The organism is Bacillus sp. NS1 (assembly GCF_058248265.1).
Genome location: NZ_JBZAZF010000001.1, coordinates 1,056,530 through 1,081,140 on the forward strand (window position 1 = coordinate 1,056,530; position 24,611 = coordinate 1,081,140).

The following is a 24,611-nucleotide window of genomic DNA, read 5'->3' on the forward strand; positions in this document are numbered from 1 at the left end:
ACTGGAGTTTTTTGTTTTTTATCAGGTTTATGAGAGCGGTTTAACAGGAAAAAAAGAACACAGAACGAAATAGCAAATAGAGCGGATTAATGAAAGGAGAAACAAATGCTGAAAACAATGCAAATCAAAACGAACAGACGAGATGAAATGATTGAAATCACACGCGAGGTGGAAGCGTTTCTTCAAGAAACTGGTGTAACGAGCGGGGCGGCACTGATTTACTGTCCTCATACGACAGCGGGCATTACAATTAATGAAAATGCCGATCCGGACGTCAAAAAAGATATGCTCAGAAGGTTTGATGAGGTGTATCCGTGGGAACACGAGCTCGACCGCCATATGGAGGGCAATACAGCTGCACACATGAAGTCGAGTACGGTGGGAGCTTCACAGCAAGTCATTATTGAAAACGGCCGGCTGATTCTTGGAACATGGCAGGGCATTTATTTCTGTGAATTTGACGGCCCGCGTACACGGAGTTGTTATATCAAAATTATGGGGTAACAGGAGGGGTTTCATGACAGAATGGATGAAAGCATTATCGCTGACAAAACCTATTATCCAAGCGCCAATGGCCGGAGGGCTTGTCACGCCCGTCCTCGCAGCCGCTGTGTCAAATGAAGGTGCGCTTGGAAGTCTGGCATCCGGATATCTCAGTCCCGACATGCTTGAAAAGCAAATCATTGAGATGCAGCAGCTGACTGATCGGGTATTCCAGGTGAATGTGTTTGTTCCGGAAAGCAGAAAAGAACCGGATGAGGACATCGTTCAAACTTGGAAAAACAAAATTCCGTACGCCGAACAGGCTCCTTCATTCTCTTCAGAGGAAGAAGAATGGGAGGACTTCCATAAAAAAATTAACATTATTCTCAAACACAATGTAACAGCCTGTTCATTTACGTTCGGCATTCCGCCGGATGAAAGCATTCATGCGTTAAAGAAAAATGGCTGCTGTCTCATCGGGACAGCTACGACTCCGCAGGAAGCCGTTCTGCTTGAAGAACGCGGAATGGACATCATCGTACTGCAAGGAAGCGAAGCGGGCGGCCACCGCGGGTCTTTTCTGCCGGTCAGCGGAGAATCAACACTTGGCCTCATGTCGCTCATTCCCCAAGCGGCAGACGCCGTTTCCGTTCCAGTGATCGCGGCAGGCGGAATTGCCGACCGGCGCGGCGTCCAAGCTGCTCATTGTCTCGGAGCCCAGGGCGTACAGGTCGGGACGCCATTTCTCATGTGTGAGGAATGTATAGTATCAAAAGTGTACAGAGGAGAATTAAAAAAAGCGCAGGGAACAGACACGCGCCTCACCTCATTGTTTTCGGGTAAGCCTGCACGGGGTATAGTCAATCAATGGATGAAAGAGCAGCAAGAAGAGGAGGCAAACGCGCTTCCTTATCCATTGCAAAACACATTAACAAAGCCGATGAGAAAACACGCAGCCAGTGAAAAAGATTCCGGATATATGTCCCTGTGGGCAGGGCAATCTGTCGGAATGCTTAACGGGCCCGCTGATGTAAAAACGCTGTTAGCCGAGCTTTGCCGAACGTAACTTGATAAACAGAGGTGACAGGTGATGAACATTCTTCAATATTCTTATAAAAAAAGAGGGAAAATTGAGTTTGTATTTGAAGGCTGGCCTCACTCAAAAGTTACCATGGCTCCTATCAAAGGCTACTATTTTGTCCGCTTCATCAAATGGAGCAGCCTAGATCCAATCGTGACAAGAAATGACCTTGAAAAAATGGAGTGGGCTGCGAACCAGTTTTTCGGCACAGCCCCTTTTTATCGAAAACGAAAAGCATTTGAAACCCCATCGTCTCGAAAATAGGCGATGGGGTTTTTAGCGGACAATGCGGTAAAGAGACGGAACATCCAGTCTGGTCGCCTGAGACAGAAGGTAGGCTGGCTGTATAGCTCCTTTTCTTCTAAACGAATTCAGCTTATCGATAATTTGCTGCCCGCTTAAGATTCCAAGACCATGGGCAAAATATTTATCTTTTCCCAGTAAAATCACATTTTCGCCTCGCCACTGCGCTTTTTGCGGATCAAATTCAGGGTTTTTAAAATATAAACAATCTCCGAGAAAAAAGTGATGTCCTGTTTCCGTATATATCGGCAATTTCTCATAATGCCAGTCATATAAAATAATTCTGTCAAAGGTGGCATCAAATTTTTCTTCCCCGATTGTATCGACCAAGGCCAAATAATAAATGACAACAATCGCGGTCGCACATTCAAACGCGTAGAACGGGCCATTCTCAGCTATGTCCCGAATTGCTTTTGAAGGCCGCATTCTGTATTTCAGCTCCAAGGCGCCTTCCGGTGAAACTCTCCAATACGTTGTATTCCCGTATGTTTTTAAAAAAGTGGCAAACTTCGCTCCGCTTTTGTGCAGCGTTTTTGCCGCTGCGACGATATTCATCCGCAGTTTAAGCTCAAACATCAGTTCTGCAATTGAATGATAATCAAACTGAACAGGCGTCTCAATCATTTCTTTTAACAGAGGATTTAGATTCTCATCAATCTGCCAGTTTTCAACATCTTGGGGACGGAGCAATTGTCCGGATACAATAATCATTTTTAGCCCCCCTTGTTTTTTATAAGATATGCACAGGGCTTGGGCAATGAAAGCTAAAAGACAGAAGACAGCCGAAAAAGATCTTCTTCCATTTTTTATTTTAAAACTTTTTTAAGCAGCCGATATATACTGTATCAAACCTGAAGGAGAAACTGGACATGAAGACTTTTATCAATTGGCTGAAGAAACCGTCTATCTCAAGAAAATTAATCGTTTCATTTATTGCGATTCTTATTATCCCTATTCTTATATTGGAATTGAGTTCTTACCGAAGCGCCAGCGGAAAGCTGGATCAGGAAATTATGGGAAATGCGAAAAGCAGTGTCGATACATTTAATACAACTGTTACAAATGATCTGGGAGCAAAAGCGAAAGCGGTCACCTTTTTCAGTGAATCTCTTAAAAGCTCCGCATTCAAAGGAAAGTCTAATCAAGAAGGGATTAAAACCAAATTTTCGCAATATGTTTCTATCAATCAAGGGGTGGCCAGAATTTATGCTGGCATAGAAAACGGCACCTATGTACAAGCGCCTAAAGAAAAATTACCGGATGGATACGATCCGAGACAACGACCTTGGTACCAAGATGCGATGAAGGCCGGCGGTGAAATTGTCGTGACAGATCCTTACGTGGCGGCGAATGACGGAAGCATGGTCATTACCATTGCACAGGAGCTGAAGGACGGATCTGGCGTTGTCGCCATGGACATTACCATTGATAAATTGTTAGAACAGATGAAGCAAATCAAGGTCGGAAAAGAAGGCTATGTTTTCATTGCAACGAAAAACAAAACATATGTCGCCCACCAGGACCATAAGGCTGGAGAAAAGCTGTCAGGAGACTGGGTAACAAAAATGTATGCTAATGACAGCGGTGAACTCCAGTATACTTTGAATAACGAAGATAAAAAGATGGCATATACAACAAATGAACTGACTGGGTGGAAGATAGCCGGCACAATGTATATGAGTGAAATCAAGGATGCCTCAAAGTCTGTGCTCATAACAGGCATGATCGTGCTGATCGCTTCCATTGCGGCAGGCGGGGTTTTAATTCTGTTTATCGTTCGTTCGATTACAAAACCGTTAAAACGTCTCGTTCAATCATCGAAAATAATCAGCAGCGGGGATCTGACAGAAACGATCGAAATCCGTTCGAAAGATGAGCTTGGAGAGCTTGGGGAAAGCTTCAACGAAATGGGACAATCTCTCCGTTCACTGATCAGCGCTATTCAGGACTCGGTGAACAATGTGGCCGCATCGTCCGAACAGCTTACCGCATCTGCCGGACAGACAAGTAAAGCCACCGAGCACATCACGATGGCAATTGAGCAGTTCTCAAACGGAAACGAGGAGCAAAGCGAAAAGGTTGATTCCAGCTCTCATCAGCTGAATTTAATGAATGAAGGGCTCCAGCAAGTCTCACAAACATCATCAGATATTACAAAGGCGTCTATCCAATCAACGGAAATCGCCGGAACGGGTGAAAAGTTTGTCCAGCAGACAGTCGGACAAATGAACTCGATTAATCAATCGGTTCAGCAGGCTGAAGCTGTGGTCAAAGGCTTAGAAGGAAAATCAAAAGACATCACAAGCATTTTAAGAGTCATCAACGGCATCGCTGACCAAACAAATCTGCTGGCATTAAACGCGGCCATTGAAGCGGCGCGTGCCGGAGAATCAGGACGCGGCTTCTCTGTCGTAGCGGAGGAAGTGCGAAAACTGGCTGTTCAATCAGCTGATTCAGCAAAAGAAATCGAAAAGCTGATCCAAGAAATCGTAGCAGAAATCGAAACCTCTCTTCATATGTTTAAAGCAGTGAATCAAGAAGTACAGTCTGGACTCGTTGTCACAGACAATACAAAAGAAAGCTTCCAGAGCATTTTCAGCATGACAAACGAAATAGCGGGCAAATTGCAGACGATGAATTCCACCGTCGAACAGCTGTCAGGCCGTTCACAGCATGTTTCAGAAGCAGTCAGCGGCATTGCCGATGTGTCGAAAGAAAGCTCAGCAAGCATCCAAGACATTGCCGCATCTGCCGAGGAGCAGCTTGCCTCTATGGAAGAAATCAGTTCATCAGCGACCACTCTTGCGCAGATGGCAGAAGAGCTTCGTGATCTGACGAAGCAATTCAGAATCGAATAAAAGCAGAAAAACAGCGCTATCCAGGCGCTGTTTTTTTCGTGCAGTAAATAATAATAAAGCACTAGTGTCTTCGGTGATTTTAGAACTATTTTTCATTTTTACCTTCATTTTCAATGTAATATAAAGGAAGATCCGCCGATATAACTTGTAAATTATTGAAAGAAGGTTCAAAAGGAAATGAAAAAAACACTTACCACTATTCGCAGGTCATCGATTGCCAGGAGACTTATTATTTCTTTCCTGCTGATCTTAATTGTTCCCATTACCGCTCTTTCGGTAAGCGCATATCAATCAGCAGTTGCCTCTCTTGATATCCAGATGACGCAAAGCGCAAAGGAAAACGTTCAAGTATTAGATCATATCATTGACGATAAAATCAGCACGACTGAAAAAAGCCTCGCGTTTTTCAGCGAGTGGGCTACAGCAGATAAGTTTAAGGATAAAAAGAAAACAGAGATGAAACAGGAATTTAAACAATTTATCCAAATGAATGACAATGTCGCTGCGGTATTTTCCAGCAGTAAAGATGGGGAATTCACACGTTATCCGTATGCAGACATGCCGAGTGACTTTAATGCTTTAGAACGAGATTGGTACAAAGAAGCAATGGTTAATAAAGGCAAAACAATCGTCACTGAGCCTTATGAATCTATTTCATCAGGAAAAATGGTCGTCACCATCGCCCGCCAGACGGAGGATGGATCAGGCGTTGTCGCCATAGATATGAAAATTGATGACCTGGTCACAACAGCGAAAGGAATCAATATCGGCAAAGAAGGCTATGCTTTTATCTTAAGCCAAAACAAAAAAGTCATCGCCTACTCCGGAGAAAAAGCGGGAACAGAGTTAAAGGGGAGCTGGGTTGATAAGCTCTACACAAATAAAAGCGGCGACTTTGAATATACATACCAAGGCAAAGCGAAGAAAATGGCATTTGCCACAAGCGAAACAACAGGCTGGAAAATAAGCGGCACGATGTATGCGGACGAGATCCGCGATGCTGCAAGCAAAGTTCTGACCATGGCTTCAATCGTACTGGCGATTGCCATCGCAGCTGGAATTACAGCGATTTATTTTGTGATTCGATCGATCACAAAGCCATTGAGACGCATTGTAGCATCAGCTGAAAAAATCAGTGAAGGCGATTTAACCGAAACGATAGAAATCAATTCAAAAGATGAACTCGGCGTTCTGAGCCAGAGCTTCAATCATATGGCCTACTCACTTCGCTCACTCATTCACGGCATCAAAGATTCAGTAGAACATGTTGCTTCATCATCAGAAGAATTGACTGCATCCGCTGACCAGACAAGCAGAGCCACTGAGCATATTACGATGGCCATCGAGCAATTTTCAAACGGCAGTGAAAGCCAAAGCGACAGAATTGAGAAGACAACCGAACAAATTAATGAAATGAACGACGGATTGGCTGAATTGGCGCGGGCTGCCGCAGTGATTACGGAAACATCCGCAGATTCAACAGAAGTATCAAGCAAGGGTGAGACACTCGTACAGAAAACAGCCGGCCAAATGAATACGATTGATCACTCAGTAAAAGAAGCGGAACATGTGGTGAAGGGGCTGGAAATCAAATCAAAGGATATCACGAATATTTTGCGTGTCATCAACGGCATTGCGGACCAAACCAATCTTTTAGCTTTAAATGCCGCCATCGAAGCGGCCAGAGCGGGAGAATACGGCCGGGGCTTCTCTGTTGTCGCTGAGGAAGTGAGAAAACTCGCGGTACAGTCAGCTGACTCGGCAAAAGAAATTGAATCACTGATTAGCGAAATTGTGAAAGAAATTCACACATCATTGAACGTGCTTCAGTCCGTGAATAAAGAAGTTGAAACAGGGCTTGTCATGACAGGCGAAACGAAACAAAGCTTCAAACATATATCGCACATGACCAATCAAATTGCTTCCGAACTGCAAAACATGAATGCGACGGTTGAGGAGCTGTCAGCGGGAGCTCAAGAAATTTCCGCTGCTTCGAATGATATCACAGCCATTTCTAAAGAAAGCTCGGACGGCATCCAAGATATCGCCGCATCAGCCCAGGAACAGCTGGCATCCATGGAGGAGATCAGTTCATCAGCACAGACGCTTGAAAAAATGTCTGAAGAACTCCGTGATCTGACAAAACGATTTAAAGTGGACAAGGAATAGGTCTAAACAACTATCTATTTATGGGAAATTAGTTACTTTTGTTGAATTTCTTCTTTTTTAATGTATATATTTACCCATTTCCTGCCGATATGAAGGGTAGCATAAAAAAGGAGAAATGAATGATGAAAAAAATACTCCAACTGATAAAACAAAGATCTATTACACGGAAGCTTCTCGTTTCCTTTCTGTCGATTCTCATCATACCGGTTGCCATATTGGCGGCCATTGCGTATCAATCGGCAAGCAGCTCACTCGACAGGCAGATGATGGGGAGCGCCTTAGAAAATGTACAGCAATTAAACGAAACCATTAACACCAGCATCGGTGAAAAAGAAAACAGCGCTGCTTACTTCAGCGAATGGCTGACAAAAAAGAGGTATAATGCTAAAAGCAATGCAAGTATTGCAGAGAAATTCTCACAATATATCAGCATTAATAAAGATGTAGAGTCCATTTATACAAGTGACAAAAACGGGCGCTTTACCCGTTACCCGGATCTTCAGATGCCGAGCGATTATAACCCGGTTGAACGCGACTGGTACAAAAAAGCGGTTGCGAATAAAGGGAAAGTCGTTGTGACAGACCCGTATAAAACAGCCTCTACGAACACAATGGTTGTAACAATTGCTCAACAGACAAAAGATGGTTCAGGCGTTATCGCAATCAACATGACGATCGAAAATCTGTTGAAAACAACCAAAAAAGTCAACATCGGCAAACAAGGCTACGCATTTATCATGACGAAGGACAAAAAGGTTGTCGCCCATCCTAATGAAACCTCAGGAACTGAATTGAAGGGCGACTGGCTCGACAAGGTGCTAAATGCGGATAAAGGCGATTTTCAATACACCATGGACGGCGATAAGAAAAAAATGGCCTTTGACACAAATAAGCTAACGGGATGGAAAGTGGGCGGCACCATGTATTTGGATGAAATTCATGAGGCAGCCCAGCCTGTCCTTCACATTGCTTTAATTGTCTTAGCCGCAGCGATTATCATAGGGATTATCGTCATGACATTGATCATTCGGTCGATTACAACGCCGCTGAAACAGCTTGTCGGTTCCTCTAAGCGGATCAGCGAGGGAGATTTGACGGAAACCATTGATATCCGTTCAAAAGATGAATTGGGCGAACTCGGCAAAAGCTTCAACAATATGGCGTCGTCACTTCGTTCTCTCATCCACACTATCCAGGATTCCGTGGACAATGTTGCCGCTTCCTCTGAGGAACTGACTGCATCAGCCGCGCAAACGAGCAAGGCAACAGAGCACATTACATTGGCGATTGAACAATTTTCTAACGGCAATGAAAAACAAAACGAAAACATTGAAACCGCAGCAGAGCACATTTATCAAATGAATGACGGATTGACGAATATGGCTCAAGCTTCTGAAGTCATCACAGATTCATCTGTTCAGTCAACAGAAATTGCAAGTGAAGGCGGAAAGCTTGTTCATCAAACCGTCGGCCAAATGAACGTCATTGACAAGTCAGTTAAAGAAGCAGAACAAGTCGTGCGCGGATTGGAAACGAAATCGAAAGATATAACCAATATTTTGCGTGTGATTAATGGTATCGCAGACCAGACGAACCTGCTTGCCTTAAACGCAGCAATTGAAGCGGCACGTGCAGGCGAGTACGGCCGCGGCTTCTCCGTTGTAGCGGAAGAAGTAAGAAAACTGGCAGTTCAGTCAGCAGATTCAGCAAAAGAGATTGAAGGATTAATCATCGAAATTGTGAAGGAAATCAATACATCTCTCGGCATGTTCCAGTCTGTCAATCAAGAGGTGCAGACAGGCCTTGACATCACAGATAAAACAGAAATAAGCTTTAAACGCATTTCTGAAATGACGAACCAAATCGCCGGCGAACTGCAAAACATGAGTGCGACGGTTCAGCAGCTTTCTGCCAGCTCCGAGGAAGTTTCTGGAGCGTCCGAGCACATTGCGTCGATTTCAAAAGAAAGCTCGGCTCATATACAAGATATCGCGGCGTCAGCCGAAGAGCAGCTTGCTTCCATGGAAGAAATCAGCTCGTCAGCAGAAACCCTTTCGTCTATGGCGGAAGAGCTTCGCGATATGACAAAACGATTCAAAATCGAATAGTAAGCCAAAACACCCAAGCCTTAGCACTTGGGTGTTTTTTTTAGTTTTTTTATTAAACCTTTTATCCTAGTTTGACGATATTAGATTTAGCTTAAAGGAGGAGTCAACTAGAATGGGAAAAATTACACAATGGATTAAACAGCCATCGATCAGCAAACCGCTTATCGCTGCATTTCTGGCAGTGCTTATTTTGCCGGTTGGGGTTTTAGCATATTTCAGTTATCAATCAGCTTGGAACGCACTGGACAGGGAACTTACGAATAGTGCAATGGGGAACGTTGAAGAACTCAACAGCACGCTGCAAAACAAATTGAATAATAAAGTAAAGGCAATTGATTATTACAGTGAGACGATCGATAAAGATATATTACAAGGGAAAAATAAAACCTCACTGAATGAGAAATTTAAGCAGTACACTACATTGAATGCCGATGTAGGCGCAATCTATGCTGCTTCAGAAGATAAGAAGCTTTACAAATATCCGGATAGCGGCATTCCTAAAGGGTTCGATCCGACAGGACGTGATTGGTACAAACAAGCTGTTGCGAAAAAAGGACAGGCTATTTTCTCAGAACCGTATACTGATGAAGCAACAGGGGATATGGTTGTCACAATTTCAAAACAATTAAAAGACGGTTCAGGGGTTATAGCACTTGATTTAAATCTGGATGAAGTCCTTACTGCTTCACAGAGAATCAAAATCGGCAAAAACGGCTTTGCATTTATTACAACGGGCAACAAAAAATATATCGCCCATCCGACAATTAAGCCTGGGACAACTGGATCCGGCGACTGGACAAACCAAGTATATTCCAAAGGAGAAGGCTCATTTGAATATACTTTTGAAGGCAAAGAAAAGAAAATGGCCTTTACGACAAATAAACTGACAGGCTGGAAAATAGCGGGTACGTACTTTGTCAGTGAATTGCAAGATGCTTCAAGCCCGGTTCTGAACACAGCAATCATCATTCTATGCGTGTCACTTGTGATCGGCGGCATACTTATTTTCTTTATTATCAATGCCATTACCAAGCCGTTAAGAAAACTGGTTTCAACATCCGCGAAAATCAGCAGCGGAGACCTGACAGAAGTCATTGATATTCACTCGAAAAACGAGTTTGGACAGCTTGGCGAAAGCTTTAACGAAATGTCTGCCTCATTGCGTTCTGTGATCGGCGTTATTCAAACGTCTGTAGAAAACGTCGCTTCATCTTCTGAAGAGTTGACGGCAAGCGCGGCCCAAACGAGCAAGGCAACCGAACATATTACACTTGCTATCGAACAGTTCTCAGATGGTAACGAGGCGCAAAGCGAGAAACTGGAAACAAGCTCAAACCATCTTTCTCAAATGAACGACGGGATTTCAAAAGTGGCTCAGGCCTCTTCAACCATTACGAAATCATCGATCCAGTCCTCTGAGGCAGCGGGCAGCGGAGAAAAACTGGTGGAGCACACAGTCGGCCAAATGAAAACAATCGACCAATCCGTTCAAAAAGCGGAAGCGGTGGTGAAGGGTCTTGAAACAAAATCGCAAGACATCACAAGCATCTTGAATGTGATTAACGGCATTGCTGATCAAACCAACCTGCTGGCATTAAATGCCGCGATTGAGGCGGCAAGAGCGGGAGAATACGGAAGAGGCTTCTCGGTAGTTGCGGAAGAGGTCAGAAAACTCGCCGTACAATCAGCGGACTCTGCCAAGGAAATTGAAGGGTTAATTCAAGAGATTGTCAGAGAAATCAGCACTTCACTTTCGATGTTCCAATCTGTGAATCATGAAGTGAAGGAAGGCTTGCAGATTACTGACCAAACAGCGGAAAGCTTTAAACAAATCTACGAGATGACAACCCAAATTTCCGGCGAATTGCAAAATCTGAATGCGACGGTTGAACAGCTGTCAGTTGGATCACAGGAAGTGTCAAGTGCGGTTGAAGACATTTCTGCAGTGGCGAAAGAAAGCTCAGCTGGCATTCAAGACATCGCAGCTTCGGCAGAAGAACAGCTTGCGTCCATGGAAGAAATCAGCTCTTCAGCTGAAACATTAGCAAACATGGCAGAAGAACTTCAGGACATCACGAAGAAATTTAAAATTGAATCGTAATGGAAAGAGAAAGCGGCATATCCTGCTGCTTTCTTTTTTTGTTAAAAAACAAAAGTAAACAAAAATAATTCAAAAATAAACAAAAATAATATATAATGAAAACGAATACAAATAAAAGGGACGGAGGAATATCAATTATGGTGAAACGTGTATGGGATTCAGAGCGTGCTGCACAGCTGCCGAAAGGCGTAGAGGAATTGGTGTACAGGTCCAATCTAATCGGGTCAGATCGCACTGTCTGCAACTGGGGCGGCGGGAATACGTCTATGAAAACAACGGAAAAGGATTTTAGAGGACGTGAAACAGAAGTCATGTGGGTGAAAGGAAGCGGTTCAGATTTGGCAACAATGAAAGCGCATAACTTTACCGGTTTGAAATTAGATGACATCCGCCCGCTGATTGAAAGGGACCAAATGTCAGATGAAGAAATGGTAGACTACTTGTCTCATTGTATGATAGACAGCAAACATCCCCGTCCTTCAATTGAAACGCTGTTACACGCTTTTCTGCCATACAATCATGTTGACCATACCCACCCCGATGCGATTATCAGCATTTGCTGCGCTGATAATGGAAAACAAATAGCTGAAGATATTTATGGAAAACGGTTTGTATGGGTACCATACGTCCGCCCTGGATTTACTTTGTCTAAAATGATCGCTGAAGGCGTAGCGAACAACCCCAACGCCGAACTTGTGTTAATGGAGAAACACGGCTTAGTCACTTGGGGAGAGACTTCTGAAGCGTGTTATGAAAAAACGATATCCATCATTCAAGAAGCCGAGCAGTATATTAATGATCGTATCAAACAACATGAGACATTCGGAGGCAAAAGATATCAGCCGCTGCCGGAAGACCAAAGAAAACAAATCTTGGCAGCCATCATGCCTGTGATTAGAGGCGCTGTAAGTGAAGAAAGGAAAATGATCCTGTCCTATGATGATCATGACGACGTCTTGGAATTTGTAAACAGTGTTCAAGCGCCAGCGCTCTCGCAAATCGGTGCGGCATGCCCGGATCACCTAGTTCACACAAAACGGGTTCCTCTATACATTGAGTGGAATCCGGAAACTCAAGATGTGCATAAGCTGGCGGACTTGATCAAGTCAGGAGTGGAGCGTTTTACAGCAGAGTATCAGGCTTACTTTACACGCAATCAGCAGGAGGGGGATCAAATCTTTGAATCAGCCCCCCGGGTGATATTGATTCCCGGCATCGGAATGGTGAATACGGGAAAAAGTTACGTCATGTCTAAAGTGAGCGGCGGTTTATACCGGAGGGCTATCGCTGTTATGAAAGGGTCAACGGCTCTTGGGCACTTTGTTTCTTTAAATGAAAATGAATCCTACCATGTCGAATATTGGCCGCTCGAATTATATAAGCTCACACTGGCCCCGCCGGAAGCAGAATTTTCCCGTAAAGTAGCGTTGATAACAGGAGGAGCCGGCGGAATCGGCAGTGCGGCATGCCGACGCTTTGCAGCGGAAGGAGGGCACGTGATCGCAGCTGACCTGAATATAGAAGGTGCGCAGAAAATTGCCGGGGAAATAAACGATGCATACGGAGAAGGACGGGCAATGGCTGTCAAAATGGATGTGACAAGGGAAGAGGAAGTACGGTCAGCCTTTGAGCAAGCAGCGCTTGCTTACGGCGGCATTGATATCGTCGTCAATAATGCCGGGCTGGCCACATCAAGTCCATTTGACGAAACAAGTCTAAAAGAATGGAATCTTAATATGAATGTATTAGGAACAGGCTATTTTCTTGTGGCCCGTGAAGCGTTTAAACAAATGAAACAGCAAAACAGAGGCGGAAGCATGGTATTTGTAGGATCTAAAAATTCGGTTTATGCAGGGAAAAACGCCTCTGCCTACAGCTCGGTAAAAGCGCTTGAAACCCATTTGGCAAGATGTATCGCAGCAGAAGGCGGAGAATTCGGCATTCGGGTCAACTCCGTTTTGCCTGATGCAGTTCTTCAAGGGTCGGCAATCTGGGGGTCAAGCTGGCGGGAGGAACGGGCCGCGGCGTACGGGATTGAACCAGATCAGCTAGAGGAACATTATCGGAAACGAACGGCACTGCTCGTCAATATTTACCCGCAGGATATTGCCGAAGCCATTGCATTTTTCGCTTCTTCTAAAGCCGAAAAAACAACGGGCTGCATGATCACGGTAGACGGAGGCGTCCCTGCTGCTTTTACGCGTTAGAAATGTGCTATGATAGAAAAACAATAAGACGGATTACGATATGAGGAAGGGCGTTACCGATGCTAGTAGCAGAACGGCAGCAAAAAATAGTGGAAATAGTTAATATGCGTTCAAGCATCCGCGTATCCGAATTAAGTGACATATTTTCTGTCACAGAGGAAACCATTCGGCGCGACCTTGAGAAGCTTGAGAAAGAACATAAACTGAGCCGGAGCCACGGAGGAGCGGTCAGTATTCAGCAGCAGGAATCAGAAGTTCATTTTTCTGACCGGGAAATTACAAATGTCATAGAAAAAAAAGCCATCGCTCACGAAGCGGCCAAATATGTAAAGAGTGGAGACCGAATCATTCTCGATGCAAGCACCACTGCCTGGTACATGGCGAAAATACTCCCTGATATTGAGCTCACCGTCATTACAAACTCAATAAAAGCAGCCATTGAGCTCAGCAATAAAGAAAACATATCAGTCATTTCAACAGGCGGCATTTTGCTGGAAAAATCATTATCGTTTGCCGGCCCGTTAGCAGAGCGTTCACTTGAGACCTATCACGTCACCAAAACCTTTCTGTCATGTAAAGGCTTTGACATAAACAACGGGATGAGCGACTCAAACGAGTGGCAGGCGCTGCTCAAAAAACGGATGATCGAAAGGTCTGATCAAACCATTTTGATGGCCGATTCAAGTAAATGGGGAAACCGCGAATTTTCACATATCGCCTCGCTGCAAGATATCAGCAGCCTTATTACTGATGCTGGACTTGATCCGGTATCGGTAAAAGCGCTTGAAGACAAAAAGGTGAAAGTGACAGCTGTTCCCCTTCCGAAGAGAGGGTGAAAGAATGATTTATACTGCCATTGATATAGGCGCATCAAGCGGGAGGGTCATGGTAGGTGAACTGAAGGAAGGGAAGCTTGACATACAAGAGATTCACAGATTCGCTAACGGCTTTATTCAAAGAGACGGACATTGCTTTTGGGATATTGATCATTTGCTAAAACAAATCCTGCAAGGGCTGCAAAAGGTGAAAGCGCTTGGTCATGAACGATGCACCGTCGGCATTGATACATGGGCAGTTGATTATGTCTTGCTGGACGATAAAGGCAATCGCTTGCGGGAAGTGATGTCTTACCGGGATAGAAGAACAGATCACACAATAGGCAAGCTGGAACATATCCTGTCAAAAGCCACAATCTATCAAAAAACAGGAATACAATTTCAGCCTTTTAACACGATTTATCAATTGTATGAAGAAGACCGTGAGCTGCTGAAAACAACAGACAAAATTATGATGGTTCCTGATTATTTAGGCTATTGTTTAACCGGAAAAGCCGTAACAGAAATCACAAATGCGTCCACAACACAGCTTTTAAACGTCTCTACCGGAAAGCTTGACACTGAATTACTTGAAGCTGTGGCTGTTCAGGAACGGCAATTTGCGCCGCTGACTGAACCTGGGCGTGAGCTCGGGATGCTGAGAAATGATTGGTTCCCGGATTATGATCTTCCGGCTTGCAAGGTGATGACAGTCGCAACGCATGATACTGCCTCGGCCGTCATTGCGGCCCCAGGCGTAAACGATAGCTGGGCGTATATCAGCAGCGGAACATGGTCGTTAATCGGGGTTGAAAACAAAACGCCGATATTAACTGAGCTGGCTTTAAAAAACAACTATACAAATGAACGCGGCGCAAACAACACCATTCGCTTTCTCAAAAACATCATCGGCATGTGGGTGCTACAAGAAGTAAGACAGCAACTACAAGCAGATTACTCTTTTCAGCAGCTTGCAGACGAAGCCCGAAAAACAGAACCATTTCAGCAGTTTATAAACTTAAATGATGAACGTTTTCTGAATCCAGAAAGCATGACAGAGGAAATAGAACATTATTGCAGAGAAACCCGCCAAAAGATTCCCCGCACTGCAGGCGAACTTGCCTGCTGCATCTACAGCAATCTAGCCATCATCTATGCGATAGCCATCAAAGAGCTGGAAACCATCACAGAAAAACCGATTGAGCAGCTTCATATCATCGGCGGCGGAGCCCGAAATGATTTCTTAAATCAATTAACGGCAGACATGAGCGGAAAAGCGGTATACGCAGGGCCCATAGAGGCGACAGCCATCGGAAATGTGCTGATGCAAATGATTGCTGCCAACGAAGTCAATACCATAAAAGAAGCCCGGCAAACCGTCAGAAATTCCTTTCCGATCAAAGTGTTTACACCTAAAGACATTGACAGAAGCACGATCATTCAGTCATTTCAGCAAACTGTTTTGAAAGCGCTATCTAAAAGGTGAAGAGGTGATCAGGTTTGAAAAGAAAAGCCAGTATCATGTTTGTCCATCAAGACAAGTACGATGAATACAAACAGCGGCATGATGACATTTGGCCTGAAATGGCAGAAGCACTCAAAGCTCATGGAGCACACCATTATTCCATTTTTTTAGATGAGGAAACAGGCCGGCTTTTTGCCTATTTAGAAATAGAGGATGAAGAGAAGTGGAGAAAGATGGCGAACACAGAAGTTTGCCGCAGATGGTGGAAATCGATGTCGCCATTAATGAAAACAAATCCAGATTTCAGTCCTGTTTCGATAGATCTTAAGGAAGTTTTTTATTTGGATTAAAAAACTGAAAAAGGGAGAGAGCCGCATGACCATAAAAGCCAATTATGACAGTGCAAAACAGTCGTATGAAAAATGGGGAATTGATGTTGAAGAGGCGCTTCGGCAATTAGAGCAAGTGCCTATTTCAATCCACTGCTGGCAGGGTGACGACATTGAAGGTTTTGAAGTAAATAAGGGCGAACTTTCAGGCGGGATTGACGTGACCGGCAATTATCCCGGAAAAGCGCAAACTCCTGAAGAATTAAGAAGAGATTTGGAGAAGGCCCTTTCTCTTATTCCTGGAAAGCACCGCGTAAACCTGCATGCGATATACGCAGAAACAAACGGAGAAGCGGTAGAACGGGACGAATTGAAGCCGCAGCATTTTAAAAACTGGGTGAAATGGGCGAAAGAGCTCGGTCTCGGTTTAGATTTTAATCCGACCTTGTTTTCGCATGAGAAAGCGGCTGACGGACTCACTCTTTCACACCCCGACCCGGCCATCAGGGAATTTTGGATCAGGCATTGCATCGCGTGCCGCCGTATTGGAGAATACTTCGGGAAAGAACTAGGCACGCCTTGCTTAACGAATATTTGGATTCCTGACGGCTATAAAGATGTCCCGAGTGACAGGCTGACACCTCGTAAAAGATTAAAAGAATCACTGGATCGGATTTTCGCAGAGGAGATCAATGAACAACACAATCTTGATTCAGTCGAGAGCAAGCTGTTCGGGCTTGGTTCCGAATCATATGTTGTCGGATCTCATGAATTTTATTTAGCTTATGCTTTGACGAATCATAAGCTTTGTTTACTTGATACAGGCCATTACCACCCGACTGAAACGGTATCAAACAAGATCTCTTCGATGCTGCTTTACACAGACAAACTCGCCTTGCACGTGTCCCGGCCCGTCCGCTGGGATAGCGATCATGTTGTGGTTTTAGACGATGAATTGAGAGAAATCGCTCTTGAAATTGTACGCAATCAGGCTCTCGAGAAGGTCGCCATCGGCCTCGATTTTTTCGATGCCAGCATTAACCGTGTTGCCGCCTGGACCATCGGAACAAGAAATATGATTAAAGCTTTACTGTATGCACTGCTTCTCCCGAACGGCTATTTAAAACAATTGCAGGAAGAGGGCCGCTTTACAGAAAGGCTGGCGCTGATGGAGGAATTCAAAACATATCCATTCGGGGCCATCTGGGATTCCTACTGTGAGCAAATGGGCGTGCCGGTAAGAGAGGCATGGCTTCATGACATAAATGAGTATGAACAAAATGTGCTATTAAAAAGGAAGGCATCTTCTCCGATTGTTTAATAAAAAATCCGCCGCGGCATTTGCACGCGGGCGGATTTTTTTAGGCTTGATCAGCAGGGTACACGATCCCCATTTGCTTTCTTGCTTCTTCCATGATTTTTGCGGTGATCAATGACCGTTCAAATGTATTTTCTTCAGATTCCTGCTTGTTCTCTTTTATGAGTGTGACAAATTCTTCTGCTTCATAGAACATTGCCGGTTTAGGATCGTGAATCGAAATGTTTTCAAGACGGCCGTCGCGATATCGGATTTCTACTCGTTCAGGCCGGTGAATCGTATCGATCACAATCGTCCCATCTTCACCCTGAATTTCCGCCGGAGCATAGGAAGTAGAGATTTTAGAATGCATCAGAACAGCTTCGAACCCGTCGTAAGACAGAATGACGGTTCCTTCTCCATCTACTCCGGAAGATAAAGCGTATCCGTTCGCTTTCACATCCTGCGGCTCACCAAACAGCACGACAGCAGGATAAATACAATAGACTCCGATATCCATTAATGACCCATTGGAAAGCTCAGGCTGGAACGCATTCAAGACGGTACCGTTTCTAAATGCATCATACCGTGAAGAGTATTGGCAGTAGCTCGCGGTAAATCTGCGGACTGTGCCAATTTTATGTAAGTGTTTTTTCAGCTCTTTGAAATTCGGCAGGAAAGTGGTCTTCATCGCTTCCATCAGGACAACGCCGTTTTCCTTGGCTGATGAAATCATCTCTTCCGTTTCTTTTGTATTCGAAGCAAAAGGCTTCTCGCAAAGCACGTGCTTGCCATGGTTCATAAAAAGAACGGCTTGTTCCTTGTGAAGGGCATTCGGACTGGCTATGTATACGGCATCAAAGCAATCGCTTGCCGCCATTTCCTGAAGGTCCGAGAAGGTGTGCTCAGCGTTGTGTTTAGCAGCAAACTCGGCAGCGCGGTCAGCCGATCTTGAATAAACAGCAGACAGCTGAAAATCCTCTATTTCCGCTGCTGATTCGAGAAAGCGGTCTGTAATCCAGTTGGTTCCTATTATTGCAAAACGTATCACTCTTATCGCTCCTTTTGCATGATATAGCTAAATTATAGCTTAAAAAGGAGAAAAGCACATGATAGATCAAATCACATTTTTAAAGCAAGGGGAAGTTTTTCCAGCAATTAACGGTTTTTATTTTTCATTATAGGGATGATAGTGTACAATTTAGTTAAACGATATATGACGGAGGAACGATAGTGGAGACGTTGCAAACATGGAGCGGCAGATTCAAGCGATTCTTCTTGGACAATAAGTTTGTTTTATTTTTGCTTGTGCTGCTGCTGATTGGTTTAAATATTCTTGTTTTTACAAAAACATCATTTATTTTCACCCCGATTATAGTTCTTCTCAAAACGATCTCACTGCCAATTATTTTAACAGGCATTGTTTTTTATCTGTTAAACCCGGTCGTCGATTTCCTTGAGAGAAGAAGAATTAGAAGAATCTATTCTATTTTGCTGTTATATCTATTGATTATCGGGCTGATCACGATCACGATCGTGTCCATCATCCCCTTCTTAAAAGAACAAATTATGAGTTTGATTGACAACATCCCCAGATATGTGGATGTCGTAGAAGATCAGACGAAACAGCTGATCGGCAGCAAATTCGTCAACCAGGCTCAGCAGACGATGAACATCAATATATCTGATCTCGCAACCAAGGTTTCAGATCAGGCAGCGACGATTGTGAACAGCACCTTCACCGGCGTTGGGAATTTTATCGGCGCTCTGACTGAGATTATCATTTCGATCGTCACGGTTCCGTTTATTCTTTTCTATTTATTAAAAGATGGAAAGAAATTGCCGGTCTACATACTGAAGTTTGTGCCGACTCGATTGAAAGAACAGACATACACAGTCTTAAGCGAAATGAATCATCGGTTAAGCTCTTATATCAGAGGCCAGATCATTGTCAGCTTCTGTATCGGCTTTTTGCTGTTTATCGGTTATTTGATTATCGGGCTGGATTATGCATCATTGCTTGCCGTCATTGCGGCTTGTACGAGCATCGTTCCGTATTTAGGACCGACGATCGCCATTACGCCAGCGATTATCATCGCCATAGTGACATCGCCGCTCATGCTGCTCAAACTGGTGATCGTTTGGACCATTGTTCAGCTGATTGAAGGGAAGCTGATCTCTCCTCAAATTATGGGGAAAAACCTTCACATCCACCCAATTACGATTATTTTTCTGCTGTTAACAGCCGGCAAGCTGTTTGGCGTTGTTGGAATCATTCTTGCAATTCCGGGCTATGCAGTTGCCAAAGTCATTACGACACATTTATTTGACTGGTTTAAAATGCGCTCACATTTATACGACGAAGAAAAAAATGAAAATGCGTCAGGTCATAAAGTGTGATTTTCGTTTATAGTTATATAAGACGGGCTTTCCATGTATGGAAAGCTCCCGCTATGTAAAAAAATAAATGTCTAATGGGGAGAATCAAAATCATGACTCTATGGGAACTGTTTGTAGCTGCCGTTTTAGGAATCGTAGAAGGATTAACAGAGTACGCGCCGGTTTCTTCGACAGGACATATGATCATAGTAGACGATATCTGGCTTAAATCAAGCAATCTGATGTCAGAAGAAGCTGCCAACTCATTCAAAGTGGTTATTCAGTTAGGCTCCATTTTAGCAGTAGTAATCGTGTTTAAAGACCGGATTTTGAATTTGCTCGGCTTGAAAAAGAATATTACAAGCGACCAGAAGCAGGGTCATAAATTAAGCATCGCGCAAATTGCCGTCGGGCTCGTGCCTGCAGCTGTTCTTGGCTTTTTGTTTGAGGATTACATTGATGAATATTTATTTTCCGTTAAAACTGTGGCCTTCGGTTTAATCGCCGGGGCAGTCCTGATGCTTTTTGCTGATTGGGTAAATAAACGGAAAGCAGCGACTGACACCCTCGACCGCATTTCCTATAAGCAGGCGATAGGGGTCGGCTTATTTCAATGTCTTGCCCTCTGGCCTGGTTTCTCGCGTTCCGGTTCAACCATTTCCGGAGGCGTTATTCTTGGTTTAAATCATCGCGCGGCAGCTGACTTTACGTTTATTATGGCGATGCCGATCATGATGGGAGCAAGCTTTCTAAGCCTTGTGAAGCATTGGGATAGCTTAAGCTCGGATCTGATGCCGTTTTTCATCGTTGGCTTTATCTGTGCCTTTGTTGTCGCGCTGTTTGTTGTCCGTTTCTTCCTAAAACTGATTAACAAAATCAAACTCGTCCCATTTGCAATCTATCGAATCATTCTCGGTGTGATTATCCTTTTGATCATGATGTAAGTCAGAAAATAAGGCTCTGGAAAGAGCCTTATTTTTTCTGTCAATTCAAGAGAAAACAGCTTGTTTTTCAAAAAAAAATCATCTATAATAAATTTGACGTTACATACGGGGCCATAGCTCAGCTGGGAGAGCGCTACGCTGGCAGCGTAGAGGTCAGGGGTTCGAGCCCCCTTGGCTCCATACCTGTAAACCCTTATTCTATAAGGGTTTTTTTGTTTGTCAGGAACAGAGCCAAATACCCAAAAAAGCAATTGGGGACAAATTGGGGACCAAAATTTTATTTTGGGGTCATTTAGTTGCTTTTTACCTTCAAATTAGGGTTAAATTGATCAAAATATTGAGCTGTCTCATTTTCAAGTTTCTCGGTAACGTGACCGTAAATATCAGATGTAATTCGTCTGCTTGCGTGACCGGCACGTTTTTGAATTGCACTCATATTTTCGCCGGCTTCTATTAGGAGAGCCACCATCGTATGCCGCAGATCATGGAGCCTAATATTTTTAAGCCCATACTTCTTTTTGATTTTAGCCCACTTTGCAGTAGGGGTAGTGTAGTAATATGGCTTTCCTGTTCCACTATGAAAGATGTATTGATTGTCCTCGCCTTCCCAGGCATCACCGAGCATAAGTTTTTCTTTCTTCCACATGCGATAATACTTTGCTAAATCCTCCATATAGAAATCTGGCATTTTAACAAAACGTTTGGAACTGCGAGATTTAGGTGCCTTTACAAGCGGCTGCCCGTTGACTGTTTTAGATATTGAGCGATTTACATAGAATCCTCCTCTGTCCCAATCCACATCCAAGTGCCATTGAAAGGCAAGTCCTTCACCACGCCGCAAACCGCCAATCATTGCACCCAAAAAGTACAAACGCCATTTAATATCAATCTCATATAAAACTCGAATACATTCTTCAGCTTCATCAGTCTGAAAATACTGCATTTCTTTTGGTTCCACATGTGGCTGACTCAACCCCTCCATAGGGTTGTCTTTAATGAGTTTCCATTCTTCTGTAGCTGTCTTGAACATTGCCTGTAGCGTTTGAAATACATCAAGAATTGTTCTATCACCGAGCCCACCAGCTTTCCCATCTTTTCGAGCCCCATCTTTAGATAAATCATCTATAAAATCAACAACGTGCAGTGTTTTTATTTTGTCTATTTGTTTATGCCCAAATGCAGGGAGGATGTGGTTGTGTAAGTGACCTGAGTGTTTCTCGGATGCTTTATAAGAGTAAGGTTTTCCACTTTTATTAAAGAGTTTCTTTTCAACCCATTTCTCCGCAAATGATTCGAAAGTTGCTTTTTCAGGAGCAATATACTCGCCGGCCTCTACTTCAATTCTGAAACGGTGCAGCTGATCTTCGAGATACTCCTGTAGTTTCCGTTTAGACTTTAATATTTTGGGATCTTCGATACGAATCGATTTCTTTTTTCTATCTCTTTTACCGTTTGCGTCATAACCATTTTCGACTATTAATCTAAAAGATTTTTCACTGCGTCTTTCAATACTAGCCATGTGACTACCTCCTTGTTCTATTAATTTAGTTGATAGAGCTTTTGATGCCAGAGAATAGAAAACTGTTTTCTTTTGTACATTTCAAGCCGTTTAGCTGCGAAAGGGTATGTGACGTTAAATGTATCCCCAATTAACTTTATAGCCTCTGATTGCATGCGCGGCAACGAAATCTTTTCGAGCATGAATGTTGGTACACAAAAGTGATACATGAAACTATTGGCTTGATATTCTTGAAGCTCTCTAAACATTCTATTCATATTAAATTGGTTTCCGGCATGCTTCAGCACGTGGGCGAGTTCGTGAACGAAGTCTTGCCATTGCTCTTGTGGTGAAGCCCGAATATCCAAAACCATGCTGTAAAGACCATTGATACAAAACATGCTGCTATTAGCTTTCTCATAATGAATCCATATCTTAAAAGCAGCGGCAATGCGTTCAAGATCTATGTTTTCAGGAGTAAGCATATTTAATTTTGTGTAAATCTTTTTTACTTCTTCTTCAAGATGCGATAACTGGATTGTCATAATAAACACCGCCAAATGGGAATGTATGTTCTTATTTTGGTTATAAAATAAAAGCCTGTAAAAAGACTTTTATTTATATTCTATATTTATCTTGTAATTATCATCTAAACCAGTTTGAGCTTGTCCTTTATTAGTATAAGCTTCTTTTGCTGTGGCCATATTTTCGCCGAATTTTTTATCGTTCTTACCGGCTTCTTTGTGGATAAAAATGAAAATTGAATCTAATTTCCCGTCATCTTTTTCCCGAGCTACTTGTTCAGCTAATGTTTTAAGATCGTCTTTTTTACTCACATCAGTTGTGATTCTTAAATATAGCTGACCAGCCTTGTTTTTATTTTCCTCTACGACTTTATAATTGAAATCCGAAGAACCACAAGCTGCTAAGATTAAAATTAGAGAGAAGGAGGCAAATAATAAAATTATTTTTCTCAAAATAAATTCCCCTTTTTTATGTTGAATTCTTTTATATAAACGAGTAGGCCTCGTTTTTAAAACCTTTAATTTTTCAGAAGAGACTTCTGTTCGATTTCAGAAGAGAATCCGGATGAGAAGAAATGCTCCAACTCTTGGTACATAAGGGTTCAAGGTTATGGATGTTTTCTCCATCCGGAAGAGACTCCTGTTTAAATCCTTAAGAGAAATCGGATCTTATTAGTAAACAGAATTTAAACATAATAAACAGAGAAATATATTAGGCAATTGCTTAACCTTTACGACCTTTCGCCTTTTCTTTCTCTTTTAGATAGTTGATAAAGTCAATAGTTTGTCTGCGGGCTTCCTCAGAAAAATCTGCTGCTTCTTTAAAAGCTATTTGCAGATCTGGATCATTAATGAGGTCTGGATCAACGGGAGTTTTAACGGTTATTGAATCATTATCCGTTCTTCCAAGTAAATAATCTGCTGTAGTTTGTAAAGCGTCTGCTAAATCGCTAAGCATTTCATTAGAAGGAGTGCTGTACCCAGTCTCATAGTTCGAGATTGTAGTTTTCTTCGTGTTAACTTTTTCTGCTAGTTGAGTTTGAGTTAAACCCAAATCTTTTCTCCGTTGTTTTAATCTTTTAGGAAGCATTATCTACCACAACCTATCACATAAGTTCAAATATATTGTACATCAATATAATGTAAAATAAATATAAGTCCAAAAAAATCAAACTTTTAGGTTGACATCCAAGAAAGTTGGATTTATACTAAGCTTAACAGTTCAACAAACTTGGATTTCAGGTGGTGAAATAATGAAAAACCAAAATTTGATTTTAGCTAGAAAGGCAAAGGGCTATACCCAGGATGAATTAGCTTTAATTTTAAATTGTAAAAAGACAACAATAAGCAACTGGGAGAATGGGGTATCAAATCCTACATTGCCTATTGCGTTTAAGCTATCTGAAAAACTTGGACGTGATATAAACGATCTTTTTTTAAATTTAAAAGTCCAAGAATCTCAAACTACAAACACAGCATAGGAGGTTATGAAATGACTCGCAACACAATGACCGTCCAAGAAGCGGCTGAATACCTAGGTGTTCATCACGACACGATTTACACAATGGTTCGTGAAAAAGAAATTCCTCACTTCCGAGTGCGCACACGTATTTTCTTCACTAAGCACAATATAGATGCTTGGATTGAAGCTCAGGAACAAGCAAATATGAAGGAGGCTCTATAGAGTGAATCAACTCGTTTTTATTGAAGGCAACCAAGCCGTAACAGACAGCCTGACAGTGGCTGAGGTATTCGGAAAACGACACGCCGATGTAATAAAAAGCATTGAAACGCTTAATTGCTCTAAAGATTTTGCTGAACGAAATTTTTCGTTGAGTGAATATCAAGATTCAACAGGTCGATCATTGAAAAAATATTTGATTAAACGTGATGGACTCACATTTCTGGTTTTTGGTTACACGGGCGCCAAAGCAGCGCTATTCAAAGAAAAATACATTGCCGAATTTAATCGGATGGAAGCCGAATTGGAAAAAATGACTCAGCCGTCCTACATGATCGAAGATCCAGTCAGCCGGGCAAAGCGATGGAT

The 24,611-nt window shown here is 43.0% G+C and carries 23 protein-coding genes, 1 tRNA gene and 2 pseudogenes; 20 read left to right on the top strand and 6 right to left on the bottom strand.

Annotated features, from left to right (window positions below):
• Nucleotide 1: 1 nt before the first annotated feature.
• From AC4CV5_RS05300 to AC4CV5_RS05315, 4 genes and pseudogenes are all read left to right on the top strand, one after another.
• A pseudogene (locus tag AC4CV5_RS05300) lies at nt 2-146 on the top strand (hypothetical protein).
• Nucleotides 106-504: a secondary thiamine-phosphate synthase enzyme YjbQ gene (locus tag AC4CV5_RS05305; RefSeq protein ID WP_490922179.1), complete on the top strand. Its 399-nt coding sequence runs from the start codon at nt 106-108 to the stop codon at nt 502-504. The pseudogene AC4CV5_RS05300 and the gene AC4CV5_RS05305 overlap by 41 nt, the downstream one beginning before the upstream one ends.
• A gap of 13 nt (nt 505-517) precedes the next feature.
• On the top strand, nt 518-1,549 hold the full coding sequence (locus AC4CV5_RS05310; protein ID WP_490922180.1) for a nitronate monooxygenase: 1,032 nt from the start codon (nt 518-520) through the stop codon (nt 1,547-1,549).
• Between the two features lie 24 nt (nt 1,550-1,573).
• Nucleotides 1,574-1,828 (top strand): hypothetical protein, encoded by a 255-nt coding sequence (locus tag AC4CV5_RS05315; RefSeq protein ID WP_166848990.1) that lies wholly within the window; start codon nt 1,574-1,576, stop codon nt 1,826-1,828.
• Nucleotides 1,829-1,840: 12 nt separating this feature from the next.
• On the opposite strand, the gene AC4CV5_RS05320 is transcribed toward AC4CV5_RS05315, so the two are convergent.
• The gene (locus tag AC4CV5_RS05320) at nt 1,841-2,578 is read right to left on the bottom strand and encodes a protein-glutamine gamma-glutamyltransferase (RefSeq protein WP_166848994.1); all 738 of its coding nucleotides are present in this window, start codon (nt 2,576-2,578) and stop codon (nt 1,841-1,843) included.
• A 158-nt stretch (nt 2,579-2,736) separates the two neighbouring features.
• Between AC4CV5_RS05320 and mcpB the strand changes: the two genes are divergently transcribed.
• The 10 genes and pseudogenes from mcpB (at nt 2,737) to rhaA (ending at nt 17,240) form a co-directional block, all read left to right on the top strand.
• Entirely contained in the window at nt 2,737-4,725 is a 1,989-nt protein-coding gene (mcpB, locus tag AC4CV5_RS05325; protein ID WP_490922181.1) for a methyl-accepting chemotaxis protein McpB, read from the top strand.
• Between the two features lie 177 nt (nt 4,726-4,902).
• Complete coding sequence (gene tlpA / locus AC4CV5_RS05330) at nt 4,903-6,894, top strand: methyl-accepting chemotaxis protein TlpA (RefSeq protein ID WP_490922182.1); 1,992 nt, start codon at nt 4,903-4,905, stop codon at nt 6,892-6,894.
• A 122-nt stretch (nt 6,895-7,016) separates the two neighbouring features.
• Nucleotides 7,017-8,057: pseudogene (locus AC4CV5_RS05335) on the top strand (cache domain-containing protein); the annotation flags it as partial.
• Nucleotides 8,052-9,002, top strand: a complete 951-nt coding sequence (locus tag AC4CV5_RS05340; RefSeq protein WP_373923100.1) for a methyl-accepting chemotaxis protein — start codon at nt 8,052-8,054, stop codon at nt 9,000-9,002. The pseudogene AC4CV5_RS05335 and the gene AC4CV5_RS05340, both read left to right, overlap by 6 nt.
• Nucleotides 9,003-9,114: 112 nt before the next feature.
• Complete coding sequence (locus AC4CV5_RS05345; protein WP_490922183.1) at nt 9,115-11,103, top strand: methyl-accepting chemotaxis protein; 1,989 nt, start codon at nt 9,115-9,117, stop codon at nt 11,101-11,103.
• 137 nt (nt 11,104-11,240) lie between these two features.
• The gene (locus AC4CV5_RS05350; protein WP_456520459.1) at nt 11,241-13,310 is read left to right on the top strand and encodes a bifunctional aldolase/short-chain dehydrogenase; all 2,070 of its coding nucleotides are present in this window, start codon (nt 11,241-11,243) and stop codon (nt 13,308-13,310) included.
• A 59-nt stretch (nt 13,311-13,369) separates the two neighbouring features.
• Nucleotides 13,370-14,146, top strand: coding sequence for a rhamnose catabolism operon transcriptional regulator RhaR (gene rhaR, locus AC4CV5_RS05355; protein ID WP_222141930.1), 777 nt, complete (start codon nt 13,370-13,372; stop codon nt 14,144-14,146).
• 4 nt (nt 14,147-14,150) lie between these two features.
• Nucleotides 14,151-15,611 (top strand): rhamnulokinase, encoded by a 1,461-nt coding sequence (gene rhaB / locus AC4CV5_RS05360; protein ID WP_490922184.1) that lies wholly within the window; start codon nt 14,151-14,153, stop codon nt 15,609-15,611.
• A gap of 14 nt (nt 15,612-15,625) precedes the next feature.
• On the top strand, nt 15,626-15,940 hold the full coding sequence (rhaM, locus tag AC4CV5_RS05365) for an L-rhamnose mutarotase (RefSeq protein WP_166849028.1): 315 nt from the start codon (nt 15,626-15,628) through the stop codon (nt 15,938-15,940).
• A gap of 25 nt (nt 15,941-15,965) precedes the next feature.
• Nucleotides 15,966-17,240 carry an L-rhamnose isomerase gene (gene rhaA, locus AC4CV5_RS05370; protein ID WP_166849031.1) on the top strand — a complete coding sequence of 425 codons (1,275 nt, stop codon included), beginning with the start codon at nt 15,966-15,968 and terminating at the stop codon, nt 17,238-17,240.
• A gap of 40 nt (nt 17,241-17,280) precedes the next feature.
• Here rhaA and iolU read toward each other — a convergent pair whose 3' ends face one another.
• Nucleotides 17,281-18,267 (bottom strand): scyllo-inositol 2-dehydrogenase, encoded by a 987-nt coding sequence (gene iolU, locus AC4CV5_RS05375; RefSeq protein ID WP_490922186.1) that lies wholly within the window; start codon nt 18,265-18,267, stop codon nt 17,281-17,283.
• 182 nt (nt 18,268-18,449) lie between these two features.
• On the opposite strand from iolU, the gene AC4CV5_RS05380 reads away from it, so the two are divergent.
• The 3 genes from AC4CV5_RS05380 to AC4CV5_RS05390 all read left to right on the top strand — a co-directional run bounded on the left by AC4CV5_RS05380 (nt 18,450) and on the right by AC4CV5_RS05390 (nt 20,719).
• Nucleotides 18,450-19,616 (top strand): AI-2E family transporter, encoded by a 1,167-nt coding sequence (locus tag AC4CV5_RS05380; RefSeq protein ID WP_222141928.1) that lies wholly within the window; start codon nt 18,450-18,452, stop codon nt 19,614-19,616.
• Between the two features lie 92 nt (nt 19,617-19,708).
• Entirely contained in the window at nt 19,709-20,539 is an 831-nt protein-coding gene (locus AC4CV5_RS05385) for an undecaprenyl-diphosphate phosphatase (protein ID WP_222141927.1), read from the top strand.
• Between the two features lie 107 nt (nt 20,540-20,646).
• A tRNA-Ala gene (locus AC4CV5_RS05390) sits at nt 20,647-20,719 on the top strand.
• Between the two features lie 112 nt (nt 20,720-20,831).
• On the opposite strand, the gene AC4CV5_RS05395 is transcribed toward AC4CV5_RS05390, so the two are convergent.
• The 4 genes from AC4CV5_RS05395 to AC4CV5_RS05410 all read right to left on the bottom strand — a co-directional run bounded on the left by AC4CV5_RS05395 (nt 20,832) and on the right by AC4CV5_RS05410 (nt 23,651).
• Complete coding sequence (locus tag AC4CV5_RS05395; protein WP_490922187.1) at nt 20,832-22,058, bottom strand: tyrosine-type recombinase/integrase; 1,227 nt, start codon at nt 22,056-22,058, stop codon at nt 20,832-20,834.
• Between the two features lie 20 nt (nt 22,059-22,078).
• Nucleotides 22,079-22,582 (bottom strand): ImmA/IrrE family metallo-endopeptidase, encoded by a 504-nt coding sequence (locus AC4CV5_RS05400; RefSeq protein ID WP_131228006.1) that lies wholly within the window; start codon nt 22,580-22,582, stop codon nt 22,079-22,081.
• Between the two features lie 69 nt (nt 22,583-22,651).
• Entirely contained in the window at nt 22,652-23,014 is a 363-nt protein-coding gene (locus AC4CV5_RS05405; RefSeq protein ID WP_490922188.1) for a hypothetical protein, read from the bottom strand.
• Between the two features lie 271 nt (nt 23,015-23,285).
• On the bottom strand, nt 23,286-23,651 hold the full coding sequence (locus AC4CV5_RS05410) for a helix-turn-helix domain-containing protein (RefSeq protein WP_490922190.1): 366 nt from the start codon (nt 23,649-23,651) through the stop codon (nt 23,286-23,288).
• A 163-nt stretch (nt 23,652-23,814) separates the two neighbouring features.
• On the opposite strand from AC4CV5_RS05410, the gene AC4CV5_RS05415 reads away from it, so the two are divergent.
• From AC4CV5_RS05415 to AC4CV5_RS05425, 3 genes are all read left to right on the top strand, one after another.
• Nucleotides 23,815-24,042: a helix-turn-helix transcriptional regulator gene (locus AC4CV5_RS05415; RefSeq protein WP_063334562.1), complete on the top strand. Its 228-nt coding sequence runs from the start codon at nt 23,815-23,817 to the stop codon at nt 24,040-24,042.
• 11 nt (nt 24,043-24,053) lie between these two features.
• A complete protein-coding gene (locus AC4CV5_RS05420) occupies nt 24,054-24,245 on the top strand; it encodes a helix-turn-helix domain-containing protein (protein WP_061188386.1) in 192 nt (63 codons plus the stop codon).
• Nucleotide 24,246: 1 nt separating this feature from the next.
• The coding region (locus AC4CV5_RS05425; RefSeq protein WP_490922192.1) for a Rha family transcriptional regulator at nt 24,247-24,611 on the top strand (365 nt) is incomplete at its 3' end.

Bases quoted from the DNA above. Each gene is read 5' to 3' on its own strand.
- AC4CV5_RS05305 (WP_490922179.1), top strand. From the start codon at position 106: ATGCTGAAAACAATGCAAATCAAAACGAACAGACGAGATGAAATGATT.
- AC4CV5_RS05310 (WP_490922180.1), top strand. From the start codon at position 518: ATGACAGAATGGATGAAAGCATTATCGCTGACAAAACCTATTATCCAA.
- AC4CV5_RS05315 (WP_166848990.1), top strand. From the start codon at position 1,574: ATGAACATTCTTCAATATTCTTATAAAAAAAGAGGGAAAATTGAGTTT.
- AC4CV5_RS05320 (WP_166848994.1), bottom strand. From the start codon at position 2,578: ATGATTATTGTATCCGGACAATTGCTCCGTCCCCAAGATGTTGAAAAC.
- mcpB (WP_490922181.1), top strand. From the start codon at position 2,737: ATGAAGACTTTTATCAATTGGCTGAAGAAACCGTCTATCTCAAGAAAA.
- tlpA (WP_490922182.1), top strand. From the start codon at position 4,903: ATGAAAAAAACACTTACCACTATTCGCAGGTCATCGATTGCCAGGAGA.
- AC4CV5_RS05340 (WP_373923100.1), top strand. From the start codon at position 8,052: ATGGCGTCGTCACTTCGTTCTCTCATCCACACTATCCAGGATTCCGTG.
- AC4CV5_RS05345 (WP_490922183.1), top strand. From the start codon at position 9,115: ATGGGAAAAATTACACAATGGATTAAACAGCCATCGATCAGCAAACCG.
- AC4CV5_RS05350 (WP_456520459.1), top strand. From the start codon at position 11,241: ATGGTGAAACGTGTATGGGATTCAGAGCGTGCTGCACAGCTGCCGAAA.
- rhaR (WP_222141930.1), top strand. From the start codon at position 13,370: ATGCTAGTAGCAGAACGGCAGCAAAAAATAGTGGAAATAGTTAATATG.
- rhaB (WP_490922184.1), top strand. From the start codon at position 14,151: ATGATTTATACTGCCATTGATATAGGCGCATCAAGCGGGAGGGTCATG.
- rhaA (WP_166849031.1), top strand. From the start codon at position 15,966: ATGACCATAAAAGCCAATTATGACAGTGCAAAACAGTCGTATGAAAAA.
- AC4CV5_RS05385 (WP_222141927.1), top strand. From the start codon at position 19,709: ATGACTCTATGGGAACTGTTTGTAGCTGCCGTTTTAGGAATCGTAGAA.
- AC4CV5_RS05395 (WP_490922187.1), bottom strand. From the start codon at position 22,058: ATGGCTAGTATTGAAAGACGCAGTGAAAAATCTTTTAGATTAATAGTC.
- AC4CV5_RS05400 (WP_131228006.1), bottom strand. From the start codon at position 22,582: ATGACAATCCAGTTATCGCATCTTGAAGAAGAAGTAAAAAAGATTTAC.
- AC4CV5_RS05410 (WP_490922190.1), bottom strand. From the start codon at position 23,651: ATGCTTCCTAAAAGATTAAAACAACGGAGAAAAGATTTGGGTTTAACT.
- AC4CV5_RS05415 (WP_063334562.1), top strand. From the start codon at position 23,815: ATGAAAAACCAAAATTTGATTTTAGCTAGAAAGGCAAAGGGCTATACC.
- AC4CV5_RS05420 (WP_061188386.1), top strand. From the start codon at position 24,054: ATGACTCGCAACACAATGACCGTCCAAGAAGCGGCTGAATACCTAGGT.